Genomic DNA, 25,242 nt, shown 5'->3' on the forward strand with positions numbered 1-25,242 from the left:
TAAAAAAATCATTTGATTGAAATTGAAGAATACCGTGCTGTTAACGAAAATCAAATCGAAATTCTTTCGATCGTGACTGGCGACAGATATAATTGAATAGCAGATGAAGTGGAGAATGTCCCTCGGGCTGACACGCCACTGCCCGTAGTTGCAGCGGGTACATGTGTATCAAAGACCGGCGATGCAGGGTGACCACACTCAAGTCGACTGTGATATTGCGGCCGCTTTACGAGCAGACAGGTGCGGTCGGTCGGTTTGCACGCCGTGCTCGATGGTCCGCGCGGTCCTTCTCGGCAAGTTCGTCCACGTCCCGTTCAATTGGTCGGCGCTACGGGCGCATTCTCCGCGCATTCCTGGATGATCCCGCAGGCCTTCTCAATTGACGCAGATCAGCTGAAGGGCACGATGGATAAGCATCCGCGCGCTCTGAGAACAAGCGTCGCGAGAGGACTACATTCTTGCGGCGTCGCGCTGTGGTTTTCCTTGAAAGGCTGCATGATCGCGCATAACGCCGCTCGCCCAACGACCGTCGATATTGATTAAACCAGTAAACCCTACTGCGGTTCGTAATGCCCATGCTGCCGTTTGAGCAGGCGGCGCGGCGGAGAAGGGCGCGGTCCTGGGCGCCCGTAGGACACTGGCCCCTTTTCACCCGTAGCTCACGAGAAATCGTCTCGCAAAGGCCACCGGCCAATGGACAAGCTCTGGAACCGCGGCGCCTGAGTTCCCGTTAACGGGTGACCAAGAGGCGAGGGGGAGGCCAAGGAGGCCCGAAATGCGATTTCCTCACTCAATACTGCTAGCCTTCTTTGTCGCTTTCTTTCCCGTTGGAGCGGCTTGGAGCCAGGGGGGAGGCGGCGGAGGTGCAGGTGGAGCGGGTTCGGCCGCTGCGGGTGCCGGGGCGGCCGGCCCGGGTGGCGGACGTGGCGGCGTTGGCACATCGGCGACATCAGGTGGCGCTGCGGTCGGCGGCGGCGCTCCAGCCGGAGCGGTCGGAGGTGGTGCGCCGGCCGGCGCGGTTGGCGGGGGTGCTCCCACCAACAGCGCCATGAGTCCTGGAGCGCCTGGATCCGATCCGGCGCCAAATTCAGCCGCCGCAAACTCAACCGCTACCAATCCAACGAGCGCAGGCGCTGGAGCCAGCGGACCGACCGGGATCGGCGCCCCGTCAAGTGCCCAGAGCAGTGGAGGTCAGGGAGGGACTCCTCCGGTGATGGGCCAAGCTCAACCCACGACCGTCCCCCCTGAAGTTCGTGGCGCAGCCGATTTTCCGCCGGCTACGACAACCGGACTGGCGACGACGGCTGCTGACGGCGTGTCCACCAAGATCGTTCCGGCCAGACCGTGCAGCACAGCGGCCCGGGAGACGGATGGCACGACCACATGCGTGGGGATTCCAAGCAGACGAAAATAGATCGTCCGACACGAGGCAGCCTCTCCGTACGAGCTGCCGTGGCAGCATCGGGCCGCGCTGCCGGCCGATGACTGCTGCCGGTCGATGACTTTGGCGCGCGTGACTTAGCAAGCGGTGAGCCACTCAATAGCGCACTGAGATCACACTTGTGGTCTCTGCCCTGGCTTCGCAAGCCACGATCGGTCCATGGCGATCGAGGCCGCGTCGAAAGAACGGCTCCCAATTCGGGGCGGGGAAAATATAGAGGCTGGCCGGAGGAGGCACGGGTCCGCAGACGTAGGCAGTCGCAGCGTAGTCGCGGCGAAGATGTCGAGCCTCAGCCGAAGCCATCAATGCCATGATGGTCACGCAAAGCGCTGCCGCGTACACACCCAAACGAACCATTCGCATTGTTTTCTCCTGATTCTTCAACGCTCTGTGGCACGATGCCGTATTGTTTCGGCGGCCGCAAGCCATGTGTTGTATCAGGTCACGCTTCCCCACCAAAGATGAAGGGGGCGACCGTCTCCACGGCCCAACGCTTTCCTCCAGAATGTCCCAAGGACGACGGCTGGACGGAGGAGAGTATCGGTCTAGGCCTCTCAGAGTGGAAAAGCTGCGCAGCTGTGCCACTAATTGGCCGCGTCGAAACCGTCATCGTGCCATGAGGGCGCCCAGAACGAACTGATTTATCGAAAACGAGCGTCGCCTTCGTTTAAATTAGTTGAGTTATTCCCAATGAGACACTTGTGGGGGATTGTTTTCGTTTCGGCTGTGGCGCTGCCCGTCTTGTTTGGGATGAGCAGCGCTGGCGTTGCCCAAGCATCAGATCACCAGCCGCGCGCGGAATCTTCCGAAGATGGGCCGCCACCTGGCGGCTGCAATCCGGTCGGCGTAACCGCTTCCGGCGAAATCGTTTTCCCGATGACTTGCAAGGAGTTCATCGAGCGGTACAAGGCTGCGGACCGCAATTCTACCGCATCACAGAGGAAGCCAGCCTCTGTCGACGCCAGCAAGGCTCCCGATGCAGTCGAAGCCAGCAAGACTCCAGATGTTATCGCTCCCGGCAAGGAGCCAAGTACTGCCGGCGCCAACAACAGGGCTCCGACTATGGCCAAGTCTGATGAGAAAGACGCCAGGCCTGCTGAGGCAAAAGCACCGGCGGATCAAGCAACCCTGACGGTAACCAAGCAGATTGCCGCATCGCCCGCGTCGGTTGACGTCGATAAATCCTTCGCCGAACCCGCCACCGCCGCGGGAGTATCGAAACGCACCCGAGCGCGAAACCGCCTCGCCGGTTCGCCTGGTTGCACCAGATTTCGAACGTACGACGCGGCGAGCGGGACCTATCGCGATTTCAGCGGACAACGCCGATCGTGCCCCTGAAGCTCGACATATCCGGAAACTGAACGGACGCGATTGCTGCTGCCTTGTGTAAAACGGCGCGCAGCAGAGTTTGAGCCCGCCCGGTAGCCAAAGGACATCTTAACGTTACCTTCAGCGGCTTCAATTCACCATAAACACACGAGCAAAACGCGTCTTCGTCTCCTATTTCCGTGCGAAAATGCCCCTGGAAGGCTGTTCGTCCCCAGCGCGAGTTCTGCTGCATCAAGAGCGCTGGTTGACGGAATGGACGCAGGGTGCTGCAATGCAGTGATTGCAGCGCGGGCGTGCTATTATGAGCGAAATTGTAGATAGTATTTTGTTGACGTCGGGGCGGGGCGATTTGGACGCGCAATCGCGGGCAAAAATCATACGCTATCTCGAAACACTGAAATCTGCAGGGAATCGGGACGAGCAACAGCTAACGACCTTCGGCCTCGCGTATCTCGAACAGCTCTTCAATCCAGACCCCCGGTACAGCGGTTGGTAGTGCGCGAAAGCTTGACTGCGAGCGAAGGCTGGCAATCTCAGCCGGTCACTCGCCTGCTCACTCTCTTCTCGCTGGAGCTGCACATGAGCGCTGAGATCAAGCCCTACCGCATTTCGATCGGCGACGACGTCCTTGATGATCTCAAATTGCGGCTGCGCAACACGCGCTGGCCGGAAGCTGAACTGGTCGACGATTGGAGCCAGGGCGCGCCGCTGAATTGGATCAAGGACATTTGCCGCTATTGGGCCGAGGAGTACGACTGGCGCGGGCGTGAGGCGCGGCTCAATCGCTTTGCGCAGTTCACCACCGAAATCGACGGACTCGACGTTCATTTCCTGCACGTCCGCTCACCGCAGCCGGACGCGATGCCGCTGATCATCACGCATGGCTGGCCGGGATCGATCGTCGAGTTTCACAAGGTGATCGAGCCTTTGACCGATCCGGCCGCGCATGGCGGCAACGCCGCCGACGCGTTTCACGTCGTGTGCCCGTCGCTGCCGGGCTTCGGCTTCTCGGCGAAGCCGAAGACGACCGGCTGGGGTGTCGGCCGCATCGCGTCAAGCTGGGCGGTACTGATGGACCGTCTTGGCTATTCGCGCTACGGCGCACAGGGCGGCGACTGGGGCTCGGCGATTACCACCGCGATCGGCGCGCAGGATGCCGAACATTGCGCCGGCATTCACATCACGCTGGCGATGTCGGCCCGACCCAACGTCGAAGGGCAGCCGACGCCGGAGGAGGCGCGGGCTTTGGCCGGCATTCAACACTACGCCGATTGGGATTCCGGCTATTCCAAGCAGCAATCGACCCGGCCGCAGACTCTTGGATATGGCTTGACGGATTCGCCGAGCGGACAGGCCGCGTGGATCCTGGAAAAATTCTGGGCCTGGACCGATTGCGACGGCCACCCCGAGAACATCCTCGGACGCGATGAACTGCTCGACAACGTCATGCTCTATTGGGCGACGGCGACCGCCGCCTCGTCGGCGCGTCTCTACTGGGAGAGTTTTAGTCCCAAGCGCCGCCAACCATTCAGGGTGACGATCCCGACAGGCGTGGCCGTGTTCCCCAAGGAGATCGTCACGCCGGTTCGAAAGTGGATGGAAGCTAGCTATGCAAATATCCAGCACTGGAACGAAATGCCCAAGGGTGGTCACTTCGCGGCCTTCGAGCAGCCGGATCTGTTTGTGCGGGAAGTGCGGAATTTCTTCCGGACGGTGCGAAAGGCCACCTAAAGCAATCAGAGATACCAGGCGAGCACGGCCTTGAGCAGCGCATTTTCGATCACCGGAAGCACGACGATCTGGTTCATGCCGGCTGCGCGCGCAAGCTGCGCTGCGATCGACTCATCGACGCCTAGATGTTCGTTGATGGCGGGCATGCCCGTTGCCCAGGCGCCGCCGATGCTGCCTTCGCCCTTGTGGATCGTCTTTGACGCGTAGAGGGAGCCCAGATCGGCATTCCTGCTGCAATCGCCGGACTCGAACACCAGTTCCGTCCGCGCCGGGTTCGGCACCCAGATTTCAAAACGCCTGGCAATCGGTGTTGCCTGCGCGGACAGAAAGGTCATGACCCAGGTCTGATCCGGAGGCGTCATGTAGGGAATGCCGACGCCGCAATTGATCCCGATTTCGCTCGCTTCCTCCCAGCGCAGGAAGCTCTTGGCGTTGTGCAGGTCCTTGATAATGAGGGGCGTGCCGGCTTTCCAGGCGCGGCCGGGCAGGCCGAACCCGCGTGGGAACTTGGTATGCCGGGAATTGAACTCGAACATGTCGGCGGTGCCGTAATAGCCCTCGACCAGGCCCATCTCGTGCGATTTTTCGGGATCGTTGTGCCAGAGCTCGATGGCGCCGACGTGCTTTTCGTCGTCGCCGCAGAACAGCACCATCACAGCCATCAGGAATTCACCGGCAAAAACCGGCAGCGCGACGCCGCAGGTCAATCCGGCTTCGATCGCTTCGTCCGTGCGCCTGAAATAGGAGTTTGCGAATTTCGTGAGGATGACGGGATGGCCGGCGGCCCAGGCTTTGCCGGGCAGCCCTTCGTCATAGGCGAACAGCGCGTTCTCACTGACGGCCTTGAACTCCGAATACTCCTCGCTGCAAAGGCAGCCCCCGAATTCCAGGCCGGTGCGGGTTCGGTCCGGCACCCACAGTTCAACCACGCGAATGAATGTCTTCATCGGACGCACCTGTCGCTACGCCGAACTCAGCATCGGCGATTTAGCGACAGGATGTGCGAACAAATTACAGGCAGATGCCGCCCAAAGATCGTGCGGGTCGGCCAGTGTCATGGCAGATTGGGCGGCATTCGAATGCGCTATTAATTCCGCGAGGTGAAGGCCATGACCGAAGGACGCTACCGGCTGATCGGTTCGACCGCGTCGCCCTATGCCATCAAGTTGCGCGCATTGTTGCGATATCGGAGAATTCCGTTCGACTGGGTCATCATGACCAAGGCGCTGCGCAGGGCGACCGAGCACTTGCGGCCCAACCTCATTCCGGTGCTGCAATATCCTGATGGGACCTATCGGGGCGAGACCACGACGCTGGCTTACGACCTGGAGAGTCGTCACAAGGAACGTTCTGTCATTCCGGATGATAAGGCCGTCGCGTTCGTCTGCGATCTCCTCGAGGACGTCGCTGACGAATGGGCGGTGAAGCCGCTGTTTCTCTATCGGTGGTGGGATCCGGAGGACCAGGCTTATGTCTCGCGCTGGGCCGGCGAGGAGTGGTCGGTGTCGGAGGCCGCGGCCGGTAGCGCAGAGGAGATCGAAGAGTTCCGGCAACGGCAGATTTCACGCATGATCATTCTCGGCGCCACGGCAGAAAACCGGCCGCTGCTGCAGGAGAGCTACTTGCGGATTTTAGCGGCGTTCGAACCGCATGTCGGCATGACGAACTATCTGTTCGGTAGCCGGCCGTCGCTCGCCGATTTCGCCTGGTTCGGCCAGCTCAGCGAGATGGCGACCGACCCGACCCCAATGCGGATCATGCGCGCGAAGGCGCCGTTCACCGATCACTGGGTGCGGCGGCTGGACGATGCCTCCGGCGTCGAGGGCGAATGGTATCAGCGCCAGCAGGCGTTCGGCGGCATGGTGGAAGCGTTGCTGAAGATTTCGGGCGAACTTTACCTGCCATTCCTCGTGGCCAATGCGGAAGCCTTTGGCAAAGGCCTCCAGCGGCTGGAGATGAATGTCTGGGGCCTGCCTTATGCGCTGGCGCCGTTCAAATATCAGGTCAAGTGCCTCACGCTGCTTCGCGACAAGTTTTCAGCGCTCGATGCGGACAGCCGCAATGCGTTGCGGCCGGTGCTCGAGCGCACCGGATGCTGGCAGCACCTGGCGAGCAGTTAAATACGATTCACTTCCGGTGGCGGCTGCCCAGTGCCGTCGCGATCGATTCCGGATCTTTGATGCGTTCGATCAGCATGTCGATGCGGTCGCCGCCCCAGAACAATTCGCCGTTGAAAACCATGGTCGGCACGCCGAACACGCCGAGCGCTTCGGCCTCGTCGATGATGCGGTCATGCTCGGCCCGTGCCGGGCCGTGGACGTAGGATTCGAATTCTTCCGCCGAACCGCCGAGGGACGCGATCACGCCTGATATGGCCGACAACTCGTCGATCTCGAGATCGTGATTCCAGAAGCGGCGGAAAACAGTTTCGTGATAGGGACGGAAATGGCCATGACGCTGGGCGAACAACATGCCGGCGCTGGCATAGAAGGCGTCGTAGATGCGCCGTGGACCTTTCATGACGAGGCCCTGCGCATTGGCGTAACGACGCGCGTCCATATAGGCGTAGCGCACCTTGCGCCAGAAATGCGGTGTGCGCTCTTCCACGGTTCCCATGAATTCAGGAATGCGCAGCGTGTAGGGCAGCCATTCGAGTTCGGCGCCATGAACTTCTTCAAGCTCGAACAGCCGCTTGTTGGCGACGAAGGCATAGGGGCTCTTGTAGTCGGTGTAAACGCGTACGCGCGGCCTATCCATGGGCGTATCCCCCCGTCCGATCGAATCAGTATCGGCGATCCAGACAGACCAGGGAATCGTCCTGTGCGGTTCTGCTATTCCAAAACGAATGGGCCCCGGTGCATAAGAGCATCGCGGGGCCCGACATCTTCGTTTTAGGCGAAGGATTTCTGGTAGGACACCAGTAAAGTCTCAGGATCCGGCAGCGCGTGGCCTTTGCGCTCCAGTCCCGCCGATATGTGCGAATTGTGGAAAGCGCGATGAGGCTGGCAGCTGCTTATGACCTCAAGCGCACTTGGACCTTGCGCTGAGCAAGGTCAGCCGGATAACCCGGTGGCGTCATGCTCCTCTCCAAGAGTTGGCCAACGGACTGTGTCCGCCTTCTGCGTGTCGTCTCGATCATGTAATCGGGGCGCCAATGCCTGCGAAGCGGGGAGCTGACGCTCCGTTACTCCTGCAGGTGCAGTGACGCAAATGCTGCGGCAGATAGAGCCACGTGTCAAGTAAACCAAGGTTTGTTGATCGATCGGGTTCCCGTGCCCGCAGGTATGTCAGGCCTTTGTGTGGCGGTAATCGCGTAAATCGGGATCATGCGTCATTGCCCAGTAATCTACGAACCGCCAAGGCATTGCGGAGAACACGCGGCCCTGAGTGTTGCGGTAATAGGTGGTCATGCCCGGATGAGTCCAGATCAACTGCTGATGCTCGGCGTCGACTTTCCTGATGTATCGATCATGCGCTTCGGGACGAACATCGATCGCGGCGATGTCCTGCTCGATCATCTCGACAAGGCATGCCGAGATATAGCGGCTTTGGCATTCGGATTGGAAGATCACGCTGCCGCCATGCGCCGGTCCCGAATTGGGGCCGAGCATCACGAAGAGATTGGGAAAGTCTGGCACGGTGAGGCCAAGGTAGGCGGTCGGGTTGTCGTTGGCCCAGGCCGTCTTCAGATTTTTTCCACCGCGTCCGGTGAGATTGAGGCGAGCCGCCATTTCCGTGACCTTGAAGCCGGTTGAGATGACGATGATATCCGCTGGCCGTAATTTGCCGTCGGCGGCGACAATGCCGTCTCGGGTAAAATGATCGATCTTCTCGGTGACCAGTTCGACATTCGGCCGGGTCAGCGTCTTGAACCAGTTGTTGTCGAGCAGGATGCGCTTGCCGTAGGGCGGATAGGTCGGCACGCACTTCTCGACGAGATCGGGGCGGTCCTTCAGTTCAGACAGGATGAAATTGGTCAGCTCTTCGCGATGCCGGTCATTACCCCTGTTGACGGCGCGTTCGGGATGCGGCCAGTCCGGGTCCTTGCGCAGGAACGGCAAGAGACCGTCGCCGTAGCGCCAGAACATATTAAAGCGATACCACTGCACATAGAACGGCAGATGCGCGAGCAGCCATTGCGCGCCGTCGCTGATGGGATCGGAATAGCCTGCGACCGGCCGGGCCCATTGCGCGGTCCGCTGATAAACGGTGACCGAGGCCACGCGGTCCGCAATCGACGGCACCAGTTGCATGGCGGTAGCGCCGGTGCCGATGACGGCGATGCGCTTGCCGTCGAGCTTGATGTCGTCGGACCACAGCGCGGAGTGCAGTATCTGGCCCTTGAAATCTTCCTCACGGTCGAAGTGCGCGGGATGCGGATCGTTGAGCTGGCCGATCGCGCTGACCAGAACGGTCGATTCAAATGTCTCCTCGCCATTGGCGGTCTTTAGCGTCGATATCCAACGTCGCTTGGTTTCGTCCCAGTGTGACGACGTCAGTTCGGTGTTGAGGCGCAGATGCTTGCGGATGTCGTGTTCGAGCGCGACTTTCTTGAGATAGTCGAGCAGCTCCTGGCGCTGGGCGAAATAGCGTGTCCACGGGTTACGTTTGCCGAATGAGAACGAGTACGAATGGTTCGGCGTATCGACGCCGCAGCCGGGATAGCGATTGACATACCAGGTGCCCCCGAGCTCATCGTTCTTCTCGACGATGGTGTAGGGGATGCCGAGCCGGCCAAGCGCGACGCCGAGCGCAATGGCGCAGACGCCGGCGCCGACGATCAGCACTTGCTGCCGCGCCAGCTTTTCATTCGAAGGCTGATGGGTCCAGCGCGCATCGCGGGGAATGAATCCCATTTCCTCGCGCATCAGCGGTGCATATTCCGGCGCGACGTTCTCGCCGAGCGTGGCGCGCATCATCCTCAGCATCAGCTCGTCGCCGGGGTCTGATATAACGGGCTTCGGCTCGCGGTTCGCGAACAGTTTCAGCACCGCGGCGCGGATTTCAGCCTGGATTTCCGGAGGCACGCCCGCCTGTGGGTCCGGGATCAGACGCACGTCGCGCTTCGCCTTGTAGGGCGGCTCCAGCCAGCGTTCTTCGCCGGTCATGTGCACCAGCACCATCAGCAGCACGCGGATGTCCCCTTCGGCGATCGCGGACGACAGATCGAGTTTTTTGCGCGGCAGCTCGATGTTCATGCTGGTGTCCTCTTTTACGCGCCAGGTAACTCCGGCAAGCCGCCATAGGCAGCCCAGGTGGTGCCGGCGATGTAGCCGGCATCGACGGGAAGATTGATTCCGGTGACGCCGCTGCTCAGCGGCGAAAGCAGCCAGGCGATGGCCTGTGCGACCTCGATCGGCTCGACCAACCGGTTCATTGCAGTCGGGCTTTCGGCGGATTTTCTGTTCAGCGCGCCCGAGACGATGGCGGTTTCCAGCGCCGCGGTGCGGGTGAATCCTGGCGAGACCGCGTTGACGCGGACGCCCATGCGGCCCCATTCGGCAGCCATCGTCTGCGTGATCTGAATGACGCCGGCTTTCGCTGCGGTGTACGCATGGATTGGGCCTGAGGTCATTCCGGCAACCGAGGCGACATTGACGATCGCGCCGTGGCGGCGCTCGGCCATCTTCACGCCGACGCTGCGGGCAACCAGAAAGGTGCCGCGCAGGTCGATATTGACCTCGCGGTCCCATTGCTCCATCCGCACACGATCTAACCTGTGCATCTTGCCGAACACGCCGGCGGCGTTGACGAGGCCCACGATCGGGCCGTGTGCGGCCTCGATGTCGGTGATGCCACTGACAACGGCAGCCTCGCTCGCGACATCGAATGGCGCCGACCACAGGATCACCTGCGTTCCGGCCAGCGGCTCCGGCGCGATGTCGACGATGACGACATTTTGGCCCTGTTCGGCGAGCAGCGTTGCGGTCGCGGCGCCAATGCCGCGGCTGCCGCCGGTGACGAGAACGATGCCTTCAGCGGTCATGGCTATTGCCTTTTTCAGGAGTGAACAGCCCGCGCGTGACCAGCTTCCGGTACGCGGAGATAACATGCTCGGGTACCGCGGTGACCGCGCCGCCAGCATAGGAGTAACGCCGGCTCAGATAACCGCGCGCTCCCATGAACATGTGAACGATGGCTTCGAACTCTTCATCGCTAAAATCGACGATCGCGCCGGCCAGGCGGGCGCGCCGAAGGATGCGCACATAAGCTGTGGAAATGTTGTCGAGGTGCTTCTGATAACCACTGGGCGCAAAGAACTCGGCCTCGTTGAGGATGCGCAGGAACTCCGGCACCTCGCGGATGAATTCGAAGAAAGCGCTGAAACGTTCGATCTCCTGCCGTGCCGCGTCCGCGTTGCCGGTGCGCTCGCGAATGAAATGGACCATGTCGATGCCGATCTTCGGCAGCAACTGGTCGAGCAGTTCCTGGCGGTTCTCGAAATGATTGTAGAATGTGCCTTGTGCGACGCCGGCCTCCTCGGTGATGCGGGCGACTGACGCCTCGGCGTAACCGTATTTGCCGACGATCTTGGTGGCGGCGTCGAAAATCTTGCGCTTGGTCCAGGCGTTGCGCTCGACACGGTTGAGCTTTGTCACTTTTCCCGACGTGGCCTGTGATTGCGTCATGCTTGGGATTCCAGTTCAGCGCGCAGCACGCGCTTGAGGACTTTGCCCGAAGGGTTGCGGGGCAGGCTGTCGCGGATGATCAGCTGTTTCGGCACTTTGAAAGCGGCGAGGCGCGTCCGGCAGTGTTCAGCGAGGTCAGCCAAATCCAGCGTGCAGCCATCCCCGAGCACCACGACAGCAACCGGCTTTTCGCCCCAGCGCTCATCCGGCATGCCGATGACGGCGACTTCGCGCACCTGCGGCAGTTCGTAGATGACGCGCTCGACTTCGGAGGAGGCGATGTTCTCGCCGCCGGAGATGATCATGTCTTTCTTGCGGTCGGTCAGATAAAGGAAGCCGTCTCTGTCGAGATAGCCGATATCGCCGGTGCGGAACCAGTCGCCGAAGAAGGCTGCTGCGGTCTTCCCGGGATCCTTCCAATAACCTTGCGTGACCTTCGGTCCGCGCAGGCAGATCTCGCCGTTCTGGCCGGGCGGCAATGGATTGCCGGCATCGTCGCGAATTTCGATCTCGACATGGGCGATGGCCCGGCCGATCGAGCCGATCTTCTCGATCTCGCGGCCGGCTTCCATGAAGGTGTCGCCGCCGCAGGTTTCTGTCAGGCCATAGGCATCGATGTAGCGCGCGTTCTTGAAATACTCCGAGAAGCTGCGGATGCGTGCTTCCGGGGTCTTTTCGCCGCCGCCGATAACCCAGCGCAGGCTGGAGATGTCGTAGCTGTCACGGGCGGGGCAAGTGAGGATCGCGGTGGTCATGACAGGCGCGAACCATGCGGCGTTGAGCTTCTCGGCCTCGATCGCCGCGAGCGCCTGTTCAGGTTCGAAGTTGCGGTGGATGGAAAGCAGCCCGCCGTGCCAGAGCACCGCAATGCCTGGCAGGTCCAGCGCGCCGACATGATAGAGCGGCCCGACCACCAGCAATCGCGTTTCCGCGTTCACTCCCAGGACAACCGTCTGGTCGGCCGACTTCCAGTACATGTTCTCGTAAGTGAGCATCACCCCCTTGGGGCGGTCCGTCGTGCCCGAGGTGTACATCAGCCGCATCAGGTCGCGCGGCTGTCGTACATGCATCGGAGCTGGCGCGATGTCGGGCGCGAGGAGGGACGCGTTCGATTGCGCCGCTTCATTGAGCAGGACCACCGGCGCGCCGCCGGCGGCGGTGCCGGAAAACTCCTCGTCCGCCATCAAAATGCGCGCGCCGGAGTTGCTGACGATATAGCCGACTTCGTCGGCCGACAGACGGTAGTTGATCGGCAGAAACACTGCGCCGATATGGCTCGTCGCAAACAGCAACTCGAGGAACGCGGTGCTGTTCTTCATCAGCACCGCGACGACGTCGCCGGGGCCGATCCCGCGCGTGGCAAGCCACCCGCCGACCTGCCGGATGCGGCAGTCGAACGCGGCGTAGGAAATGTCCTCGCCGCGATATTTCAGCGCACAGCGATCCGGCGTCCGCCTGGCGTGAAACGCGATGAAGGCCGAAAGATTGATCATTTCCATTCAAATGGCCGATTTCGCGGCTCGTTCCCTTTGGTGAATTCTGACTCGTAATTCATCTTTGGCTTGACGTCACCCCCCTTGCTCTGAAATCCTCATGCCGTACGGAGACGACACGATCTCCGGCTGGGACTTGGGAACGCCAACCCCTTGGGAGGAAGCAATGACGAGAACCCGCAAACCGGGCGTGAGCCGACGTGCGACGTTGGCGATGATGGGCGCCGGTGCCATAACATTTGCAGCGCCCTGGGTGGCGCGCGCGCAAGCCAAGACCATCAAGATCGGCATGCCGACCATTCTCTCCGGGCGCGTCGCGCAGCTCGGGACATCCTCGCGCAATGCGGTGATGCTGGAAGTCGAGAAGGTCAACACCGCCGGAGGCCTCGCCGGCCGCACCATCGAGATGGTGATCCGCGACTCCAAGGGGCAGCCGCAGGAAGCGGCGCGTGTCGCCCGCGAACTCGTCAACACTGACGGATGCGAAATCCTGATCGATGCGGAAGCATCATCGGGCGCGTTCGCGGTGCACGAGGTGGCGCGCGATCTCGGCGTGCTCTGCATTCACACCAATTCGGAAACCTCGTCGCTGACCGCCGATCCCAAGCAGCACATTCCGAATGCTTTCCGCACCGCACGCCAGGGCGTGCATGATTCCATCGTGGGCGGCAGCTATGCCGCGGCGATCGCAAAAACCAAGGGCCTGAAGAAATGGGCGACCTGTTCGCCCGATTACGCCTATGGCCGCGACACTACCGGCGAATATGTGACGTATCTGAAGCGCTTTGCGCCCGACGTCGAGATCATCAGCGAGTCCTGGCCAAAACTGTTCCAGCCCGATTATACCGAGGTGGTGACCAAAATCCTGCAGGCCAAGCCGCAGGCGCTGTATTCCTGCCTGTGGGGCGGCGATCTCACCTCCTATATCGACCAGGCCAACATCTATGCGCTGTTCAGCCAGATGGAGGTATTCGCAGTCAACATGGCCGACTACACTGCGCTGACGGTCGTGAAGAACCTGCCGAAGGGCATTCATTCCGGTAACCGCTACATCAAGACCTATCCCGCAACGCCTGAGAACGCCGCGTGGGGCGATTCCTACAAGGCGAAGTATGGCGAGTATCCCACCAACTGGTCGTGGGAGAATGCGACCGCGATCCAGCTGCTGGCGGAGGCGTCGAAGAAGGCGAATTCGGCCGACGGCAAGAAGATCGCGGAAGCGCTGCGTGGCCTGAAGATCAAGTCGCCATTCGGGGCCGACGGCACCGTCACCATGCGCGCCGAGGATCAGACGCTCGTCGGCTACGCGATCGGATGGGGAACGACGATCCCGCAGGAGCCTTACGTGCCGCAGGTTCAGGCCGGCGACTGGAAGACGATCTTCGAGCTCGAAGCCGAGTGGAAGAAGAGCAAGGGCTACGCCTGACCGAAAGGCAATGACGGAGGCGGCCGGGCCGCCTCCGTTTCGCTTTGGAACGTTTCTCGCGTGCCGCGCATTTCCGGCACGCCGCAATGGATGTTTCCCTTGGACCTCGACGCGCTTACCGGCTGTCTCGCCAGCTCCGCCTGTCTGGTAACGCAAGTCACCAGCGGCTTCATCATCGGGATGCTGCTGTTTCTCGTCGCCGTCGGGCTGACGCTGATCTTCGGCGTGCTCAAGGTCGTCAACTTCAGCCACGGCGCCTTCTATATGTTCGGCGCCTATTTCGCGATGTCGGCCTATCAGCTCTCCGGCAGCTTTGCGCTGGCCATGCTGGCCGGCGCTGTGGGCACCGCCATCATCGGCCTGATCTTCGAGCGCGGGTTCATGAGCCGGGTATATGGCGCTGACGTGCTGATGCAACTGCTCGTCTGCTACGCTTTCGTGCTGATCTTCGACGACGTCGTGCGGATGGTCTGGGGGCCCGAGTTCAAGTCGATGGGCATGCCGGCAGCGTTTCAGGTGCCGCCGCTGTTCATCGCCGGTGGCGTGGTGCCGCCATACTATCTGCTGCTGATCGGCGTCGCGCTGGCGGCCGCCGTCGTGCTCGGGCTGGGATTGGCGCAGACTCGGATCGGCAAGGTGATCCGGGCGGCCGCGCATAATCCCGGCATGGTATCGGCACTCGGCATCAACACCGGGCTGATCTATGGCGGGGTGTTCGCGCTCGGCGGCATGCTGGCGGGCCTTGCCGGGGCGCTGGCGGCGCCGGTGCGTTCGCTGACACCGGGGATGGGATTTTCGGTCCTGATTGAATCCTTCATCGTCACCGTGATCGGCGGCATGGGTTCGATCCTGGGCGCGCTGATCGGCGCGCTTTTGATCGGCCTGATCCGCTCGTTCGGGACGCTCGGCTTTCCCTTGTTCACGGAAGGCTTGATGTATCTGTTCATGGTGATCGTGCTGGTCTCGCGGCCGACCGGCCTGTTCGGCAAGGAGGTCGCATGACCGAGCTGCAGGCCGAGCAGGGCGCGCCGGCACTCGACGTTCGCCGCATCGAGGCAAAGCCGCGGCGTAATGGGGATGTCCTGATCGCGCTTGCGGTCTTCGTCGTGCTGGCCCTGCTGCCGATGGTGTTCAGCAGCAAATTGCTGCTCGATTTCGTGATCCGCTGTGCGGCCTATGGGCTGTTCGCGACCTCGCTCAACCTCCTGGTCGGCTACACCGGCCTGACGTCGTTCGGTCACGGCATGTTCTTCGGCCTCGGCGCGTATGGTTTCGGGTTGATGATGCAGAAGACTGGCGTCGCCATTCCGGTGGCTTTCGTCGCAACGCTAGCGATCACCTTCGTTGTCGCCCTCGTCATCGGCGCCATTTGCGTGCGACTGAGGGAAATCTACTTCGCTTTCGTGACGCTGGCGTTCCAGATGCTGATCCACTCGACCATCCTGTCCTGGGTGTCACTGACCGGTGGCGATCAAGGATTGCGCGGCGGCGTTCCGCGGCCGCCGTTCTGGGGCATCGATCTATCGAACCAACTGCATCTGTACCTCGTGAGCTGTGCGCTGCTGGTGATCGGATTGCTCCTGATGCGTCAGATTGCGCAGTCGCCGTTCGGCTACACGCTGCGCATGATCCGCGACAATGCCACGCGCGCGAGCTTCATCGGCATCGATGTCTGGCGGGCCAAACTGACGATCTTCGTGCTCGCAGCGCTGTTCGCCTCGACCGGCGGTATGATCATGGCGCTGTTCGTCTCGGGAGCCTATCCGGAATTTGCCTACTGGACCACGTCAGGTGAAGGAATCTTCATCAACATGCTCGGCGGTGTCACGACATTCCTGGGGCCGATGGTCGGGACCGTGCTGTTTCTGATTTTGAACGACACTGTCACCCGGCTGACCGAATATCATGGCCTTGTGCTCGGCATCGTGATCCTGTTCTTTGCGATCGGTCTGCGCAAGGGGCTGATGGATTTTGCCGTCGAATGGTACGCGCAGCGCCGCAACGGCAACGGGGAGCGCGGTTAGCCATGCTGCAGATCCGCTCCCTTTCAAAATCGTTCGGCGGCGTCAAGGCGACCGATAATGTCACGCGCGACTTTGCCGACGGTTCGCTCACCGCCGTGATCGGCCCCAACGGCGCCGGCAAGAGTACGTTTTTCAATCTGATCACCGGGGCACTGAGGCCGGATGCCGGCCAAATCCTGCTCAATGGCGTTGATCTGGCCGGACGCACGCCACCCGAAATCGTGCGGCACGGCATCGGCCGGGCGTTCCAGGTCGCAAGCATCTTCCCGTCACTGACGGTGCAGGAGACGATGCTGGCTGCGGTCTGCGCCGATCAACGCCGGGCCAGCATCCTGCACCGGCGTTTCCCCCTCGCCGAGACGCGGGACCGCGCCGAGCATGCGATGGAACTGCTGGGGCTCGCGAGCAAGCGGAACCGCGTTGCGGCGACGCTGTCGCATGGCGATCAAAAACTGCTCGATATCGCACTCGCACTGGTGCTCGATCCGAAGGTGCTGCTGCTCGACGAGCCGACCGCCGGCATGGGCACCGAAGAGCGCTGGCGGATGATCGACAAGGTCAGAGAGCTCTGGGAGAAGCAGAAGATCACGGTGGTGTTCATCGAGCACGATATGGATATCGTCTTCAAGATCGCGCCCGAAATCGTCGTGCTATGTTATGGCCGCATCCTCGCGACTGGCACGCCGGACGCGATCCGCCGCAACGAGGCCGTGATCGAGGCCTATCTCGGGGCCGAGCATCATGCGGAGGCCGGGGCATGAGCGCGCAACCGGTCGTGCAGGTCAAGGATCTCGACGTTTATTATGGCACCAGCCAGATCCTCTTCGGCGTCGGCCTTTCAGTACGCCAGGGCGAGACGATGGCGCTGCTCGGCAGAAACGGCGCTGGCAAATCGACTACCATGAAAGCCATCATGGGCCTCGCGCCGGCACGGCGGGGCAGGGTGACGCTGCACGGCAAGGTCGTTTCCGGGCTGAAGCCGCATCGCATCGCGCGCGCCGGGCTCGGCTTCGTGCCGGAAGACCGGCAGATCTTTCCGGAGCATACGGTAGAGGACAATCTGGTCATCGGCGCCAAGAAGGGACCGAACGGCGAGGACGAATGGCCGATTCGGCGCATCTATGACGTGTTTCCGCTGCTGGAGCCGCTGCGCCACCGGATCGCGGGACGGCTGTCCGGCGGCGAACAGCAGATGCTGGCGATTGCCCGCACGCTGATGGGTAATCCCGCGCTGCTGCTATTGGACGAGCCGAGCGAGGGGTTGGCGCCGATCATCGTGCAGCGGATCGGCGAGCTGCTGCGGCAGCTTCGCGGCACCGGCGCAACCGTGCTGATCGCCGAGCAGAACATGCATTTTTGCCTTGGCCTTGCGAGCCACGCGACGGTTATCGACAAGGGCCAGATCGTCTACACATCCGGGATCGAAGAGCTGAAAGCCAACGAAAATATTCGGCAGCGGTATCTCGCACTGTAGCTTTTCGTCCCTGAGGGGCGAGATGATTATCGAACAAAATGGCCGGTGCGTCAGGCCGATGGAGACAAGGCATGAGCACCAATCTCGTTCGTTATTCCGTCTCAAGCAATATTGCCGAGATCATGCTCGACCGTCCGCCGGTCAATGCGCTCAGCATGGACCTGATCGATGCGCTGCTGGAGACGCTTTCGAAGGCGCGGGACGACGAAGCGGTTCGCGCCGTCATCATCGGCAGCGCGCAGAAGGTGTTTTGCGCCGGGCTGGATCTCGACATTATCAGAGGCAAGCCTGGGATCGAGACCAAGAAATTCCTTGAGCGGCTGTATTTCGCGCTCAATGACACCCAGTATCGTATGGGCAAGCCGACGATTGCCGCGCTCGATGGCGCGGTGCGAGCCGGCGGCATGACGATTGCTATCTCCTGCGACATGATCATCGCGGGCGATAGCTGCACCTTCGGCTATCCCGAGATCGATGTTGGCCTGATCCCGGCCATTCACTTCGTGCAATTGCCGCGGCTGGTCGGCAAACATCAGGCCTTCGGTCCGCTGTTCCTGGGCGAGCCCTTTGATGCTGCAACCGCCTTTCGCATGGGCCTGCTCAGCGAAGTGGTACCGAAGGGCACCGCGCTTGAGCGCGCGCGGGAGATCGCGCGCAAGCTCTCCGCCAAATCGCCGATTGTGATGAAGATAGGGCGCGATGCCTTCATGCGGGCCATCGATGCCGATTTCCGCCGCTCGGTCGAGAACGCGGCAGAGAGCTTCGCGCTTGTTGCCACGACGGAGGATTGTCAGGAAGGCTTGAATGCGTTCGTCGAGAAGCGGACGCCGAACTACAGGGGGCGCTGATGGCCGGATTGTATTTTGAGGAATTCGAGGTCGGTCAGGAATTCCATCACGAGTTCAGCCGCACCGTGACCGAGATGGATAACACGATGTTCAGCCTGCTGACCATGAACCCGCAGCCGCTGCACATCGATGCGCATTTTTCAGAGGGCACCGAATTCGGCCAGCGGCTTTTCAACAGCATCTATACGCTCGGCATCATGATCGGTATGAGCGTCTACGATACGACGCTCGGCACTACGATCGGAAATCTCGGCATGACGGACGTCAGGCTTCCAAAGCCGGTGTTTCACGGGGATACGCTCAAGGCGCACACCAAGATCATCGGCAAACGGATCAGCAAGTCGCGGCCGAACCAGGGTATCGTCGAGTTCGAGCATACCATGACCAATCAGCGCGGCGAGCTGGTGGCGAGCTGCCGCCGGACTGGCCTGATGCACTGCAAGCCGAAGGCATAAGACGATGCGATCGTTCCTGTTCGTTCCAGGCGACAGCCTGCGCAAGTTCGAGAGTGCCAAGAAGACGGCCGCCGATGCGCTGATCCTCGACCTCGAGGATTCCATTGCACCAGAGGAGAAAGTCGGTGCGCGGAAGACGGTGCGCGATATGCTTAGCGCGCGGAACCCTAGCCAGAAGGCCTACGTTCGCGTCAATGCGCTCGATACCGACCTGGCGCTTGGCGACCTCGCCGCTGTGATGCCGGGCCGGCCCGACGGCATCGTGCTGCCGAAATGCGCCGGCGCTATCGACGTCAACCGCCTTTCCCTCTATCTCGATGCTTTCGAGGCGGCCGCCGGAATTGAGCATGGGACAACGAGGATCGTTACGGTAGCGACGGAGACGGCGCGGGCGGTCCTCAAGCTGCTCGATTTCGAGAACATGAGCCCGCGGCTGTGGGGCATGATGTGGGGCGCCGAGGATCTCGCCGCTTCGCTCGGTGCGTCGCGTAACCGGACGGATGGCCATTATCATGGGCCGTTCCTTTTGGCGCGAGACCTTTGCCTGATCAGCGCCGCTGCGGCGGGGGTCGTTGCGATCGATACCATTGCCACCGATATCAACGATCTTGACTCCCTGCGCGAAGAATCCATTGCCGCGCGGCAGGATGGGTTCCTCGCCAAAGCGGTGATCCATCCAAAGCATGTCGACGTCGTCAACGCCGCCTTCATGCCGACGGATGAGGAGATCGCTTGGTCGGAGAAGGTCGTGAAAGCGTTCAATGAGGAGCCGACCTCGGGAGTGGTAAAGATCGACGGCAAGATGATCGACAAGCCGCATTTGCGTGCGGCTGAGAAGATTCTAGCATTGCGGGGACGGTAACGTAGCCCGGACGAGCGAAGCGACATCCGGGTCGAATATTGAGAAGGTCCCAGATATCGCTGCGCTCATCGGGCTACGGACCTATCAGATTGACTTTATAGTTTAGCCGACGGCAAATGCGGCCAACGAACTAATAAGGATATACACCATGGTTGACGCGCTAATCATCGACGCATGCAGGACGCCGCGGGGCATCGGCAAGGCGGGCAAGGGTGCCCTGTCAGGCATTCATCCGCAGCAGCTCGGCGCCACGGTGCTGCGCGCATTGGCCGATCGCACCGGCATCAATACCGCTGATGTCGATGACATCATCTGGGGCACCAGTTCGCAGCGCGGCCAGCAGAGCGGCGATCTTGGACGGATGTCGGCGCTCGATGCCGGCTATGACGTGCGCGCCAGCGGCGTGACGCTGGACCGGTTCTGCGGTTCCGGCATCACCAGCGTCAACATGGCAGCCAACGCGATCATGTCGGGTTCGGAAGATCTCGTGATCGCTGGGGGCACCGAAATGATGTCGATGGAGGGCCGTCGCGGCGAGGGGCCATTCATGATGGACAATGGCAATCTCCGTCTGCGCGCCCGGCACCCGCAATCCCATCAGGGCGTCTGCGCTGACGCGGTCGCGACGCTGGAAGGCATCACGCGACAGGACGTCGATGAGCTCGGCCTTGAGAGCCAGAAGCGGGCGGCGGCCGCCATCAAGGGCGGCTATTTCGACAAGAGCCTCGTGCCGGTTTACCGCGAAGACGGCAGCCTCGCACTCGACCGCGAGGAGTATCCACGGCCGCAGACAACGCTCGAAGGGCTCGCCGGATTGAAGCCGGCGTTTCCGGCGATCGCGGACTATGCTCTCGACGACAAGGGCACGACCTATCGCAAAATGATCCTGGACAAGTATCCTGATCTCGACATCAACTTCGTGCACCATGCCGGCAACTCCTCCGGCGTGGTTGACGGCTCGGCCGCTATCCTGCTGGCGTCGCCGAATTATGCAAAGGCCTACGGTCTGAAGCCGCGTGCGCGTGTCGTTGCGATGGCGAATATGGGGGATTCGCCGACGCTGATGCTGAATGCACCGGTGCCGGCCGCGCGCAAGGTGCTGGCCAAGGCCGGCCTGACGCTCGACGACATCGACCTGTTCGAGATCAATGAGGCTTTTGCGGTCGTCGCCGAAAAGTTCATCCGGGACCTCAAGCTCGACCGCGACAAGGTCAACGTCAATGGCGGCTCGATCGCGCTCGGTCACCCCATCGGCGCAACCGGTTCGATCCTGATCGGCACTATTCTCGACGAGCTGGAACGGCGAGATCTGAAGCGCGGCCTGGTGACAATGTGCGCCGCCGGCGGCATGGCGCCGGCCATTATCATCGAGCGCCTTTGACGGTCATCTCAGGAACTGCAACTCGAAGGCAACGCTTCACTGGTCGGCAATAGCCGGATCGATCCGCCGTAGCTGGTCATCACGGCCCGCACGATCGAGAGGCCCATGCCGGTGCCGCCGGTGTCGCGGCGGGTGGTGAAGAAGGCACCAAAAAGTTTTTTCCGGTTCGGTTCGGAGATCGGATCGCCGTCATTGCTGACGGTCATCAAGAGGTCGCGAGCCGTTATCTTGGCCTAACACGCGAAAATAATCCGCCGCAGCGCTGCCGTCGTGGGTCAGCGGAACATACTCGCCCTCAGTCTAGCGGTGCGCCTTGCCAACTCAGTATTCACCTTTTATTTTCTTCCGACAGTTTCAGGCTGTACCGTGTGTGCCGCAGCTCACCAGTTTTCGTGAAGGCGCCCATCTCTACCAATTCCTGTAGGTCTCGCGTCGCCGTCGCGCGCGAAATCTTTGTGATGTTTAGGTAGTTTTCCGCGCTCAGGCCGCCCTTGAAGCCGTCAATACCTTCTCGGAACATGCGCGCTACGGCTTTCTCTTGGCGCTCGTTTAACCGGCCACGAAAGCGTTGATAGAACTTGGCCTTGGCAACGTAGAAATCAACACGGTTGATTGTATTCTGCTGTGCTTCGAGAATCGTACCCGCGAAGTATTTCAGCCAATCAGTGATTTCGAGGTCTTTATTGTTTCGCTCCAAGGCCTCGTAGTAGAGCCGCCGGCTGCGCTCGATTGTATAGGCGAGCGCGATGAGCGTCGGTTGCCCCAGATTTTCGGCCAACGACTTTTCCGCTATGGCGCGTCCGATACGGCCGTTGCCATCCTCGAACGGATGAATGCACACGAAATAAAGATGCGCGATGCCGGCACGGGTAAGGGCGGGCAGGGGATTCTTCCCCTTGAGTGCGCTGTCATTGAACCAGGTGATGAACGAATCCATCTCCTTTTTCATTCTGTTGGAGGGAGGCGCCACAAAGTGAACTTTGGGCCTTCCTGCAATGGGTGTCACAACATGCATCGGTTCGGGATGGGTGCGGTAGCCGCCGATGTCCTCGATTTGCCGATCGCCGCTCATCAGCATCTTGTGCCAATCGAACAACATGTTGTGCGTTAGCGGATCCGCAAATCTCTTGTAGAGGTCCGCCATCATTTCCGCGATGCCATGCTCGGCTTCGTTGATGTTGGTAGCATCTCCCTCGAGTCCGAATTGCTGACGCAGCGAACACTGTACGCTGTCGCGCCGCAGTATCTCGCCTTCAATTTCCGAGGTTTTTACCGCTTCTTCACTGATAAGCTCGATTTTGAGCATGTCACGGTCATCCTGGCCGACATGCTTGAATGCGCCCAAGAACTCGCCGGATTTGACGAGAAACTTGGCCTCGAGGGACTCTAAGCGCTTCGAATCATAGGTAAATTTGGGCCAATCAGGATTTTCCCAGTTCCACATGAGTTATAGAAATCTCCGCTATAGCTCATAATATACTGTTTTATGAGCTATAGCAAGAATTCTTATAACTCAAGGGATCGCGCTCGGTCACTCATCGGTGCAACCGGCTCGATCCTGATCGGCACGGTGCTGGACGAGTTGGAACGGCGCGATCTCAAGCGCCGACTGGTGACGATGTCCTCGGTTCACAGAACAAGTGCACCGCCTGTTATGGTGTTGTTGCGATGAGACAATGTTATGGCCAGCTCAGCCTCGAAGAGCGGATCGAGATTTATCGTCTGAGTGCCGCCGGTGAGTCGATGCGAATGATTGCTCGCAACCTTAAACGGGATGTGTCGACAATGTGCGCTGCCGGCGGCATGGCCATCATCATCGAGCGCGCTTGACCGCCCCTTTAGGCGGCCGGAAACTGCAATTCGAATGCAACGCCTTCGCTGGTCGGCAACAGCCGGATCGATCCGCCGTGGCTGGTCATCACGGCCCGCGCGATCGAGAGGCCCATTCCCGTCCCGCCGGTGTCGCGGCGGGTGGTGAAGAAGGCATCGAAGATCTTTTCCTGGTTCGGTTCCGAGATCGGGTCGCCATCATTGCTGACGGTCATCCGGACGGAGGTTGGCTCAGCAACAGTGTCGAGCCGGACGTTCTTCGCATTGTGACGGATCGCGTTGTCGGTGAGGTGCGACAGGACAATCAGGGCCTTTTCGCTGGACATGCCGATCGAGCGGTCCAGGCAGCCGGTCGCATCGATCGCGCGCGTCGGAAACCGGCTCTTCAATCCGCCGATGACCTGCGACAATTCGGTGCGCTCGTTCTGCGGCACTGTCTCGGCGCGGGCCAGCTCGCGCAGCCGCTGGGTCATGGCTTCCAGGCGGCCGGTATCGCTCAGAATGTTCGAGATGAAGTTCTTCTGTTCCATCCGGGTGAGGTTGTCGGATTTGCATTGCAAAGAATCCAGCAGCAACTCGGCGGCGCCCTTGATGGAGGTCAGCGGCGACTTCAGTTCGTGCGTGAGGTGCGAGGAGAACGTCGCAATATAGTCCGACCGTCGCGACAATTGTTCGGCCATGTCGAGGAAGCTGTCGGACAGTTGAGCGAACTCGCGCGTGCCGTAATGGGCGAGTGGCTGGAATGCCTCGCGATCGCCGCGGCCGATCCGCTTGGCCCGATCGACCAACTCGCGCATCGGGCGGGTAATGGTGCGGGAAAAAATCAGGCCAATGATAACGGTCGCCATGACAACGGTAAGACCGGCGAGAATGAACTTGCGGCGCTCCTGATAGAAGTGATCGAAGATGTTGCTTGGCGTTCTCGATGTGTAGACAACGCCCGCTACGCGGTTGTTGACGATGACGGGCATCGCCGAAAATACGTGCACGCCGACGCCTCGGCTGATCGAGTAGATGGGCGGCGGAGGTTTGTCCGGTTTGCGAATTCGCAACACGGCCCGGTATTGGCCGCGTAGCGCCGTCGCCACTTCCTCGATATGGGCGAGTGACTGGCCGACCTCGTCGCGCCCGGCGATAACGATGCCGCGGGAATCGAGGATACGGAAGCCGGCCAGCGTGACCTTCTGCGTTTCCAGGATGATCGGCATCAACCGCGAGCCGATCTCGACATACGCGGCCGATGCAGGTGCGTTGGCCGGAAGGGCATTCGGCCGTCTCCGGAGCAGATCGCCGCCAGCGGCCAGATCGAGGGCGGGGCGGATCGGGGTTAGCTGGTCCTCCCGGTCCGGCCGCGCTTCGGGTGGAATCTCAGCGCCGAGCACTATTCCAGCCGCAAGCCGTGCCTCCACTTCACGCGCATAGACGGCGGCCAGCACCCGGCTTTGGGCGATCAGCTCGGCCTGGGTTTGACGGATGAGCTGATTGTCGTAGAGACGAAAGAAGAATAGTCCGACGAGAGGCAGCATCGCTACCGAGGCGAGCATGCCGAAAATGACAAGTCCAAGCGATGGTCGCCACTTCTTGCGCGCCCGCGACGTCATGGCTGCGGCTCGCATCGGCCGAGCTTGAAGCCGACGCCGTGAATGGTTTCGATGACGTTGTCGCAGTTCACGGCCGATAGCTTGGCGCGGATATTGCGGATATGGCTGTCGATGGTGCGATCCGATACCTGGATGTTGAGCTGATAGGCGGCGCCCATGATCTGCTCGCGGCTGAAGACAAAGGTTGGCCGCGTCAGAAAGGCCCGGAGAATTCCGAACTCGATCGCCGTCAGACGCAGCGGCGTGCCCGCGAACTCGGCGATATGCTGCTCCGGATCGACGGACAGCCTGCCTTGCGACAACGCTGCCGCGGACGCTCTGGTCTCCTGGCCGCGCACCGCGATGCGGCGCAGGATGACGTTCACCCGCGCAACCAGCTCGCGTGGGCTGAACGGCTTGGTGACATAGTCGTCGCCGCCGATTTCGAGGCCCAGGACGCGATCGATCTCTTCGTCGCGCGCGGACAGAAAAAGGATCGGAACGCTCGATGACCTTCTGATTTCCCGGCAGACGTCGAGGCCGTCGAATTCCGGCATGCCGATATCCAGAATGATCAGATCCGGCTTGTCGGAGCCAAAGCGGGTCAGCGCTTCCTTGCCGTCCCGCGCCTCGAATACGGTCATTCCGGCCTTCTTCAGGGCAACGCGGATGACCTCGCGTATGTGAAGATCGTCGTCAACGATGAGAATGCGGTGCGTCAAACGTCTCTCCTGGCGCA

The 25,242-nt window shown here is 61.0% G+C and carries 22 protein-coding genes and 2 pseudogenes; 14 read left to right on the forward strand and 10 right to left on the reverse strand.

The genetic code is table 11. The annotated features are described in order from the left end of the window. The first annotated feature begins 2,140 nt into the window (after nucleotides 1-2,140). Nucleotides 2,141-2,779 carry a hypothetical protein gene (locus tag RX331_RS10215; protein WP_317256434.1) on the forward strand — a complete coding sequence of 213 codons (639 nt, stop codon included), beginning with the start codon at nucleotides 2,141-2,143 and terminating at the stop codon, nucleotides 2,777-2,779. 570 nt (nucleotides 2,780-3,349) lie between these two features. Further along, nucleotides 3,350-4,501 carry an epoxide hydrolase gene (locus RX331_RS10220; RefSeq protein ID WP_317256435.1) on the forward strand — a complete coding sequence of 384 codons (1,152 nt, stop codon included), beginning with the start codon at nucleotides 3,350-3,352 and terminating at the stop codon, nucleotides 4,499-4,501. 5 nt (nucleotides 4,502-4,506) lie between these two features. Here the strand turns inward: RX331_RS10220 and RX331_RS10225 are convergent, their stop codons facing one another. Continuing rightward, nucleotides 4,507-5,448: a GAF domain-containing protein gene (locus RX331_RS10225; protein WP_317256436.1), complete on the reverse strand. Its 942-nt coding sequence runs from the start codon at nucleotides 5,446-5,448 to the stop codon at nucleotides 4,507-4,509. Nucleotides 5,449-5,610: 162 nt separating this feature from the next. On the opposite strand from RX331_RS10225, the gene RX331_RS10230 reads away from it, so the two are divergent. Beyond that, the gene (locus RX331_RS10230) at nucleotides 5,611-6,621 is read left to right on the forward strand and encodes a glutathione S-transferase N-terminal domain-containing protein (protein ID WP_317256437.1); all 1,011 of its coding nucleotides are present in this window, start codon (nucleotides 5,611-5,613) and stop codon (nucleotides 6,619-6,621) included. Nucleotides 6,622-6,628: 7 nt separating this feature from the next. On the opposite strand, the gene RX331_RS10235 is transcribed toward RX331_RS10230, so the two are convergent. The 5 genes from RX331_RS10235 to RX331_RS10255 all read right to left on the reverse strand — a co-directional run bounded on the left by RX331_RS10235 (nucleotide 6,629) and on the right by RX331_RS10255 (nucleotide 12,623). After that, the gene (locus RX331_RS10235) at nucleotides 6,629-7,258 is read right to left on the reverse strand and encodes a 2-hydroxychromene-2-carboxylate isomerase (RefSeq protein WP_317256438.1); all 630 of its coding nucleotides are present in this window, start codon (nucleotides 7,256-7,258) and stop codon (nucleotides 6,629-6,631) included. Nucleotides 7,259-7,788: 530 nt separating this feature from the next. Next, nucleotides 7,789-9,699, reverse strand: a complete 1,911-nt coding sequence (locus RX331_RS10240) for an NAD(P)/FAD-dependent oxidoreductase (RefSeq protein ID WP_317256439.1) — start codon at nucleotides 9,697-9,699, stop codon at nucleotides 7,789-7,791. A 14-nt stretch (nucleotides 9,700-9,713) separates the two neighbouring features. Further along, complete coding sequence (locus RX331_RS10245) at nucleotides 9,714-10,487, reverse strand: SDR family oxidoreductase (protein WP_317256440.1); 774 nt, start codon at nucleotides 10,485-10,487, stop codon at nucleotides 9,714-9,716. Beyond that, nucleotides 10,477-11,130 carry a TetR/AcrR family transcriptional regulator gene (locus RX331_RS10250; protein WP_317256441.1) on the reverse strand — a complete coding sequence of 218 codons (654 nt, stop codon included), beginning with the start codon at nucleotides 11,128-11,130 and terminating at the stop codon, nucleotides 10,477-10,479. The genes RX331_RS10245 and RX331_RS10250 overlap by 11 nt, the downstream gene beginning before the upstream one ends. After that, nucleotides 11,127-12,623, reverse strand: coding sequence for an AMP-binding protein (locus RX331_RS10255; RefSeq protein WP_317256442.1), 1,497 nt, complete (start codon nucleotides 12,621-12,623; stop codon nucleotides 11,127-11,129). Before RX331_RS10255 ends, RX331_RS10250 begins: the two co-directional genes overlap by 4 nt. Nucleotides 12,624-12,789: 166 nt before the next feature. Here RX331_RS10255 and RX331_RS10260 point away from each other — a divergent pair, with 166 nt between their 5' ends. The 9 genes from RX331_RS10260 (at nucleotide 12,790) to RX331_RS10300 (ending at nucleotide 21,093) form a co-directional block, all read left to right on the forward strand. Then, nucleotides 12,790-14,049: an ABC transporter substrate-binding protein gene (locus tag RX331_RS10260; RefSeq protein WP_317256443.1), complete on the forward strand. Its 1,260-nt coding sequence runs from the start codon at nucleotides 12,790-12,792 to the stop codon at nucleotides 14,047-14,049. 99 nt (nucleotides 14,050-14,148) lie between these two features. Further along, a complete protein-coding gene (locus RX331_RS10265) occupies nucleotides 14,149-15,051 on the forward strand; it encodes a branched-chain amino acid ABC transporter permease (protein WP_317258087.1) in 903 nt (300 codons plus the stop codon). After that, a complete protein-coding gene (locus RX331_RS10270; protein WP_317256444.1) occupies nucleotides 15,048-16,073 on the forward strand; it encodes a branched-chain amino acid ABC transporter permease in 1,026 nt (341 codons plus the stop codon). The genes RX331_RS10265 and RX331_RS10270 overlap by 4 nt, the downstream gene beginning before the upstream one ends. Before the next feature lie 2 nt (nucleotides 16,074-16,075). Then, the gene (locus tag RX331_RS10275; protein ID WP_317256445.1) at nucleotides 16,076-16,834 is read left to right on the forward strand and encodes an ABC transporter ATP-binding protein; all 759 of its coding nucleotides are present in this window, start codon (nucleotides 16,076-16,078) and stop codon (nucleotides 16,832-16,834) included. Beyond that, nucleotides 16,831-17,547: an ABC transporter ATP-binding protein gene (locus RX331_RS10280; protein ID WP_317256446.1), complete on the forward strand. Its 717-nt coding sequence runs from the start codon at nucleotides 16,831-16,833 to the stop codon at nucleotides 17,545-17,547. Before RX331_RS10275 ends, RX331_RS10280 begins: the two co-directional genes overlap by 4 nt. Nucleotides 17,548-17,618: 71 nt before the next feature. After that, on the forward strand, nucleotides 17,619-18,395 hold the full coding sequence (locus RX331_RS10285; RefSeq protein ID WP_317256447.1) for an enoyl-CoA hydratase/isomerase family protein: 777 nt from the start codon (nucleotides 17,619-17,621) through the stop codon (nucleotides 18,393-18,395). After that, a complete protein-coding gene (locus RX331_RS10290) occupies nucleotides 18,395-18,850 on the forward strand; it encodes a MaoC family dehydratase (protein ID WP_317256448.1) in 456 nt (151 codons plus the stop codon). Before RX331_RS10285 ends, RX331_RS10290 begins: the two co-directional genes overlap by 1 nt. A gap of 4 nt (nucleotides 18,851-18,854) precedes the next feature. Next, entirely contained in the window at nucleotides 18,855-19,712 is an 858-nt protein-coding gene (locus tag RX331_RS10295) for a CoA ester lyase (RefSeq protein ID WP_317256449.1), read from the forward strand. Between the two features lie 148 nt (nucleotides 19,713-19,860). After that, complete coding sequence (locus tag RX331_RS10300; RefSeq protein WP_317256450.1) at nucleotides 19,861-21,093, forward strand: acetyl-CoA C-acetyltransferase; 1,233 nt, start codon at nucleotides 19,861-19,863, stop codon at nucleotides 21,091-21,093. A 3-nt stretch (nucleotides 21,094-21,096) separates the two neighbouring features. Here RX331_RS10300 and RX331_RS10305 read toward each other — a convergent pair. Beyond that, nucleotides 21,097-21,305 (reverse strand): annotated as a pseudogene (locus RX331_RS10305) (ATP-binding protein); the annotation flags it as partial. A 116-nt stretch (nucleotides 21,306-21,421) separates the two neighbouring features. Continuing rightward, nucleotides 21,422-22,537 carry a Fic family protein gene (locus RX331_RS10310; RefSeq protein WP_317256451.1) on the reverse strand — a complete coding sequence of 372 codons (1,116 nt, stop codon included), beginning with the start codon at nucleotides 22,535-22,537 and terminating at the stop codon, nucleotides 21,422-21,424. A gap of 73 nt (nucleotides 22,538-22,610) precedes the next feature. Between RX331_RS10310 and RX331_RS38745 the strand changes: the two are divergent. Together RX331_RS38745 and RX331_RS10315 are read left to right on the forward strand one after the other, a co-directional pair. After that, nucleotides 22,611-22,765: pseudogene (locus RX331_RS38745) on the forward strand (acetyl-CoA C-acyltransferase); the annotation flags it as partial. Continuing rightward, nucleotides 22,762-22,923, forward strand: coding sequence for a helix-turn-helix domain-containing protein (locus RX331_RS10315; RefSeq protein WP_317256452.1), 162 nt, complete (start codon nucleotides 22,762-22,764; stop codon nucleotides 22,921-22,923). The pseudogene RX331_RS38745 and the gene RX331_RS10315, both read left to right, overlap by 4 nt. An 8-nt stretch (nucleotides 22,924-22,931) precedes the next feature. On the opposite strand, the gene RX331_RS10320 is transcribed toward RX331_RS10315, so the two are convergent. Together RX331_RS10320 and RX331_RS10325 are read right to left on the reverse strand one after the other, a co-directional pair. Next, nucleotides 22,932-24,524, reverse strand: coding sequence for an ATP-binding protein (locus RX331_RS10320; RefSeq protein WP_317256453.1), 1,593 nt, complete (start codon nucleotides 24,522-24,524; stop codon nucleotides 22,932-22,934). Next, nucleotides 24,521-25,225: a response regulator transcription factor gene (locus RX331_RS10325; RefSeq protein ID WP_317256454.1), complete on the reverse strand. Its 705-nt coding sequence runs from the start codon at nucleotides 25,223-25,225 to the stop codon at nucleotides 24,521-24,523. Before RX331_RS10325 ends, RX331_RS10320 begins: the two co-directional genes overlap by 4 nt. Between the last annotated feature and the right edge of the window lie 17 nt (nucleotides 25,226-25,242).

The sequence above is a fragment of the Bradyrhizobium sp. BWA-3-5 genome, assembly GCF_032917985.1.
In the GTDB taxonomy this organism is placed as follows: Bacteria; Pseudomonadota; Alphaproteobacteria; order Rhizobiales; family Xanthobacteraceae; genus Bradyrhizobium.

Excerpts from the sequence above, each read along its gene's own strand:
- RX331_RS10300 (WP_317256450.1), top strand. The coding sequence starts at position 19,861 with ATGGTTGACGCGCTAATCATCGACGCATGCAGGACGCCGCGGGGCATC.
- RX331_RS10290 (WP_317256448.1), top strand. The coding sequence starts at position 18,395 with ATGGCCGGATTGTATTTTGAGGAATTCGAGGTCGGTCAGGAATTCCAT.
- RX331_RS10275 (WP_317256445.1), top strand. The coding sequence starts at position 16,076 with ATGCTGCAGATCCGCTCCCTTTCAAAATCGTTCGGCGGCGTCAAGGCG.
- RX331_RS10280 (WP_317256446.1), top strand. The coding sequence starts at position 16,831 with ATGAGCGCGCAACCGGTCGTGCAGGTCAAGGATCTCGACGTTTATTAT.
- RX331_RS10260 (WP_317256443.1), top strand. The coding sequence starts at position 12,790 with ATGACGAGAACCCGCAAACCGGGCGTGAGCCGACGTGCGACGTTGGCG.
- RX331_RS10240 (WP_317256439.1), bottom strand. The coding sequence starts at position 9,699 with ATGAACATCGAGCTGCCGCGCAAAAAACTCGATCTGTCGTCCGCGATC.
- RX331_RS10315 (WP_317256452.1), top strand. The coding sequence starts at position 22,762 with ATGAGACAATGTTATGGCCAGCTCAGCCTCGAAGAGCGGATCGAGATT.
- RX331_RS10225 (WP_317256436.1), bottom strand. The coding sequence starts at position 5,448 with ATGAAGACATTCATTCGCGTGGTTGAACTGTGGGTGCCGGACCGAACC.
- RX331_RS10250 (WP_317256441.1), bottom strand. The coding sequence starts at position 11,130 with ATGACGCAATCACAGGCCACGTCGGGAAAAGTGACAAAGCTCAACCGT.
- RX331_RS10235 (WP_317256438.1), bottom strand. The coding sequence starts at position 7,258 with ATGGATAGGCCGCGCGTACGCGTTTACACCGACTACAAGAGCCCCTAT.
- RX331_RS10320 (WP_317256453.1), bottom strand. The coding sequence starts at position 24,524 with ATGACGTCGCGGGCGCGCAAGAAGTGGCGACCATCGCTTGGACTTGTC.
- RX331_RS10220 (WP_317256435.1), top strand. The coding sequence starts at position 3,350 with ATGAGCGCTGAGATCAAGCCCTACCGCATTTCGATCGGCGACGACGTC.
- RX331_RS10310 (WP_317256451.1), bottom strand. The coding sequence starts at position 22,537 with ATGTGGAACTGGGAAAATCCTGATTGGCCCAAATTTACCTATGATTCG.
- RX331_RS10245 (WP_317256440.1), bottom strand. The coding sequence starts at position 10,487 with ATGACCGCTGAAGGCATCGTTCTCGTCACCGGCGGCAGCCGCGGCATT.
- RX331_RS10270 (WP_317256444.1), top strand. The coding sequence starts at position 15,048 with ATGACCGAGCTGCAGGCCGAGCAGGGCGCGCCGGCACTCGACGTTCGC.
- RX331_RS10285 (WP_317256447.1), top strand. The coding sequence starts at position 17,619 with ATGAGCACCAATCTCGTTCGTTATTCCGTCTCAAGCAATATTGCCGAG.
- RX331_RS10255 (WP_317256442.1), bottom strand. The coding sequence starts at position 12,623 with ATGATCAATCTTTCGGCCTTCATCGCGTTTCACGCCAGGCGGACGCCG.
- RX331_RS10230 (WP_317256437.1), top strand. The coding sequence starts at position 5,611 with ATGACCGAAGGACGCTACCGGCTGATCGGTTCGACCGCGTCGCCCTAT.
- RX331_RS10295 (WP_317256449.1), top strand. The coding sequence starts at position 18,855 with ATGCGATCGTTCCTGTTCGTTCCAGGCGACAGCCTGCGCAAGTTCGAG.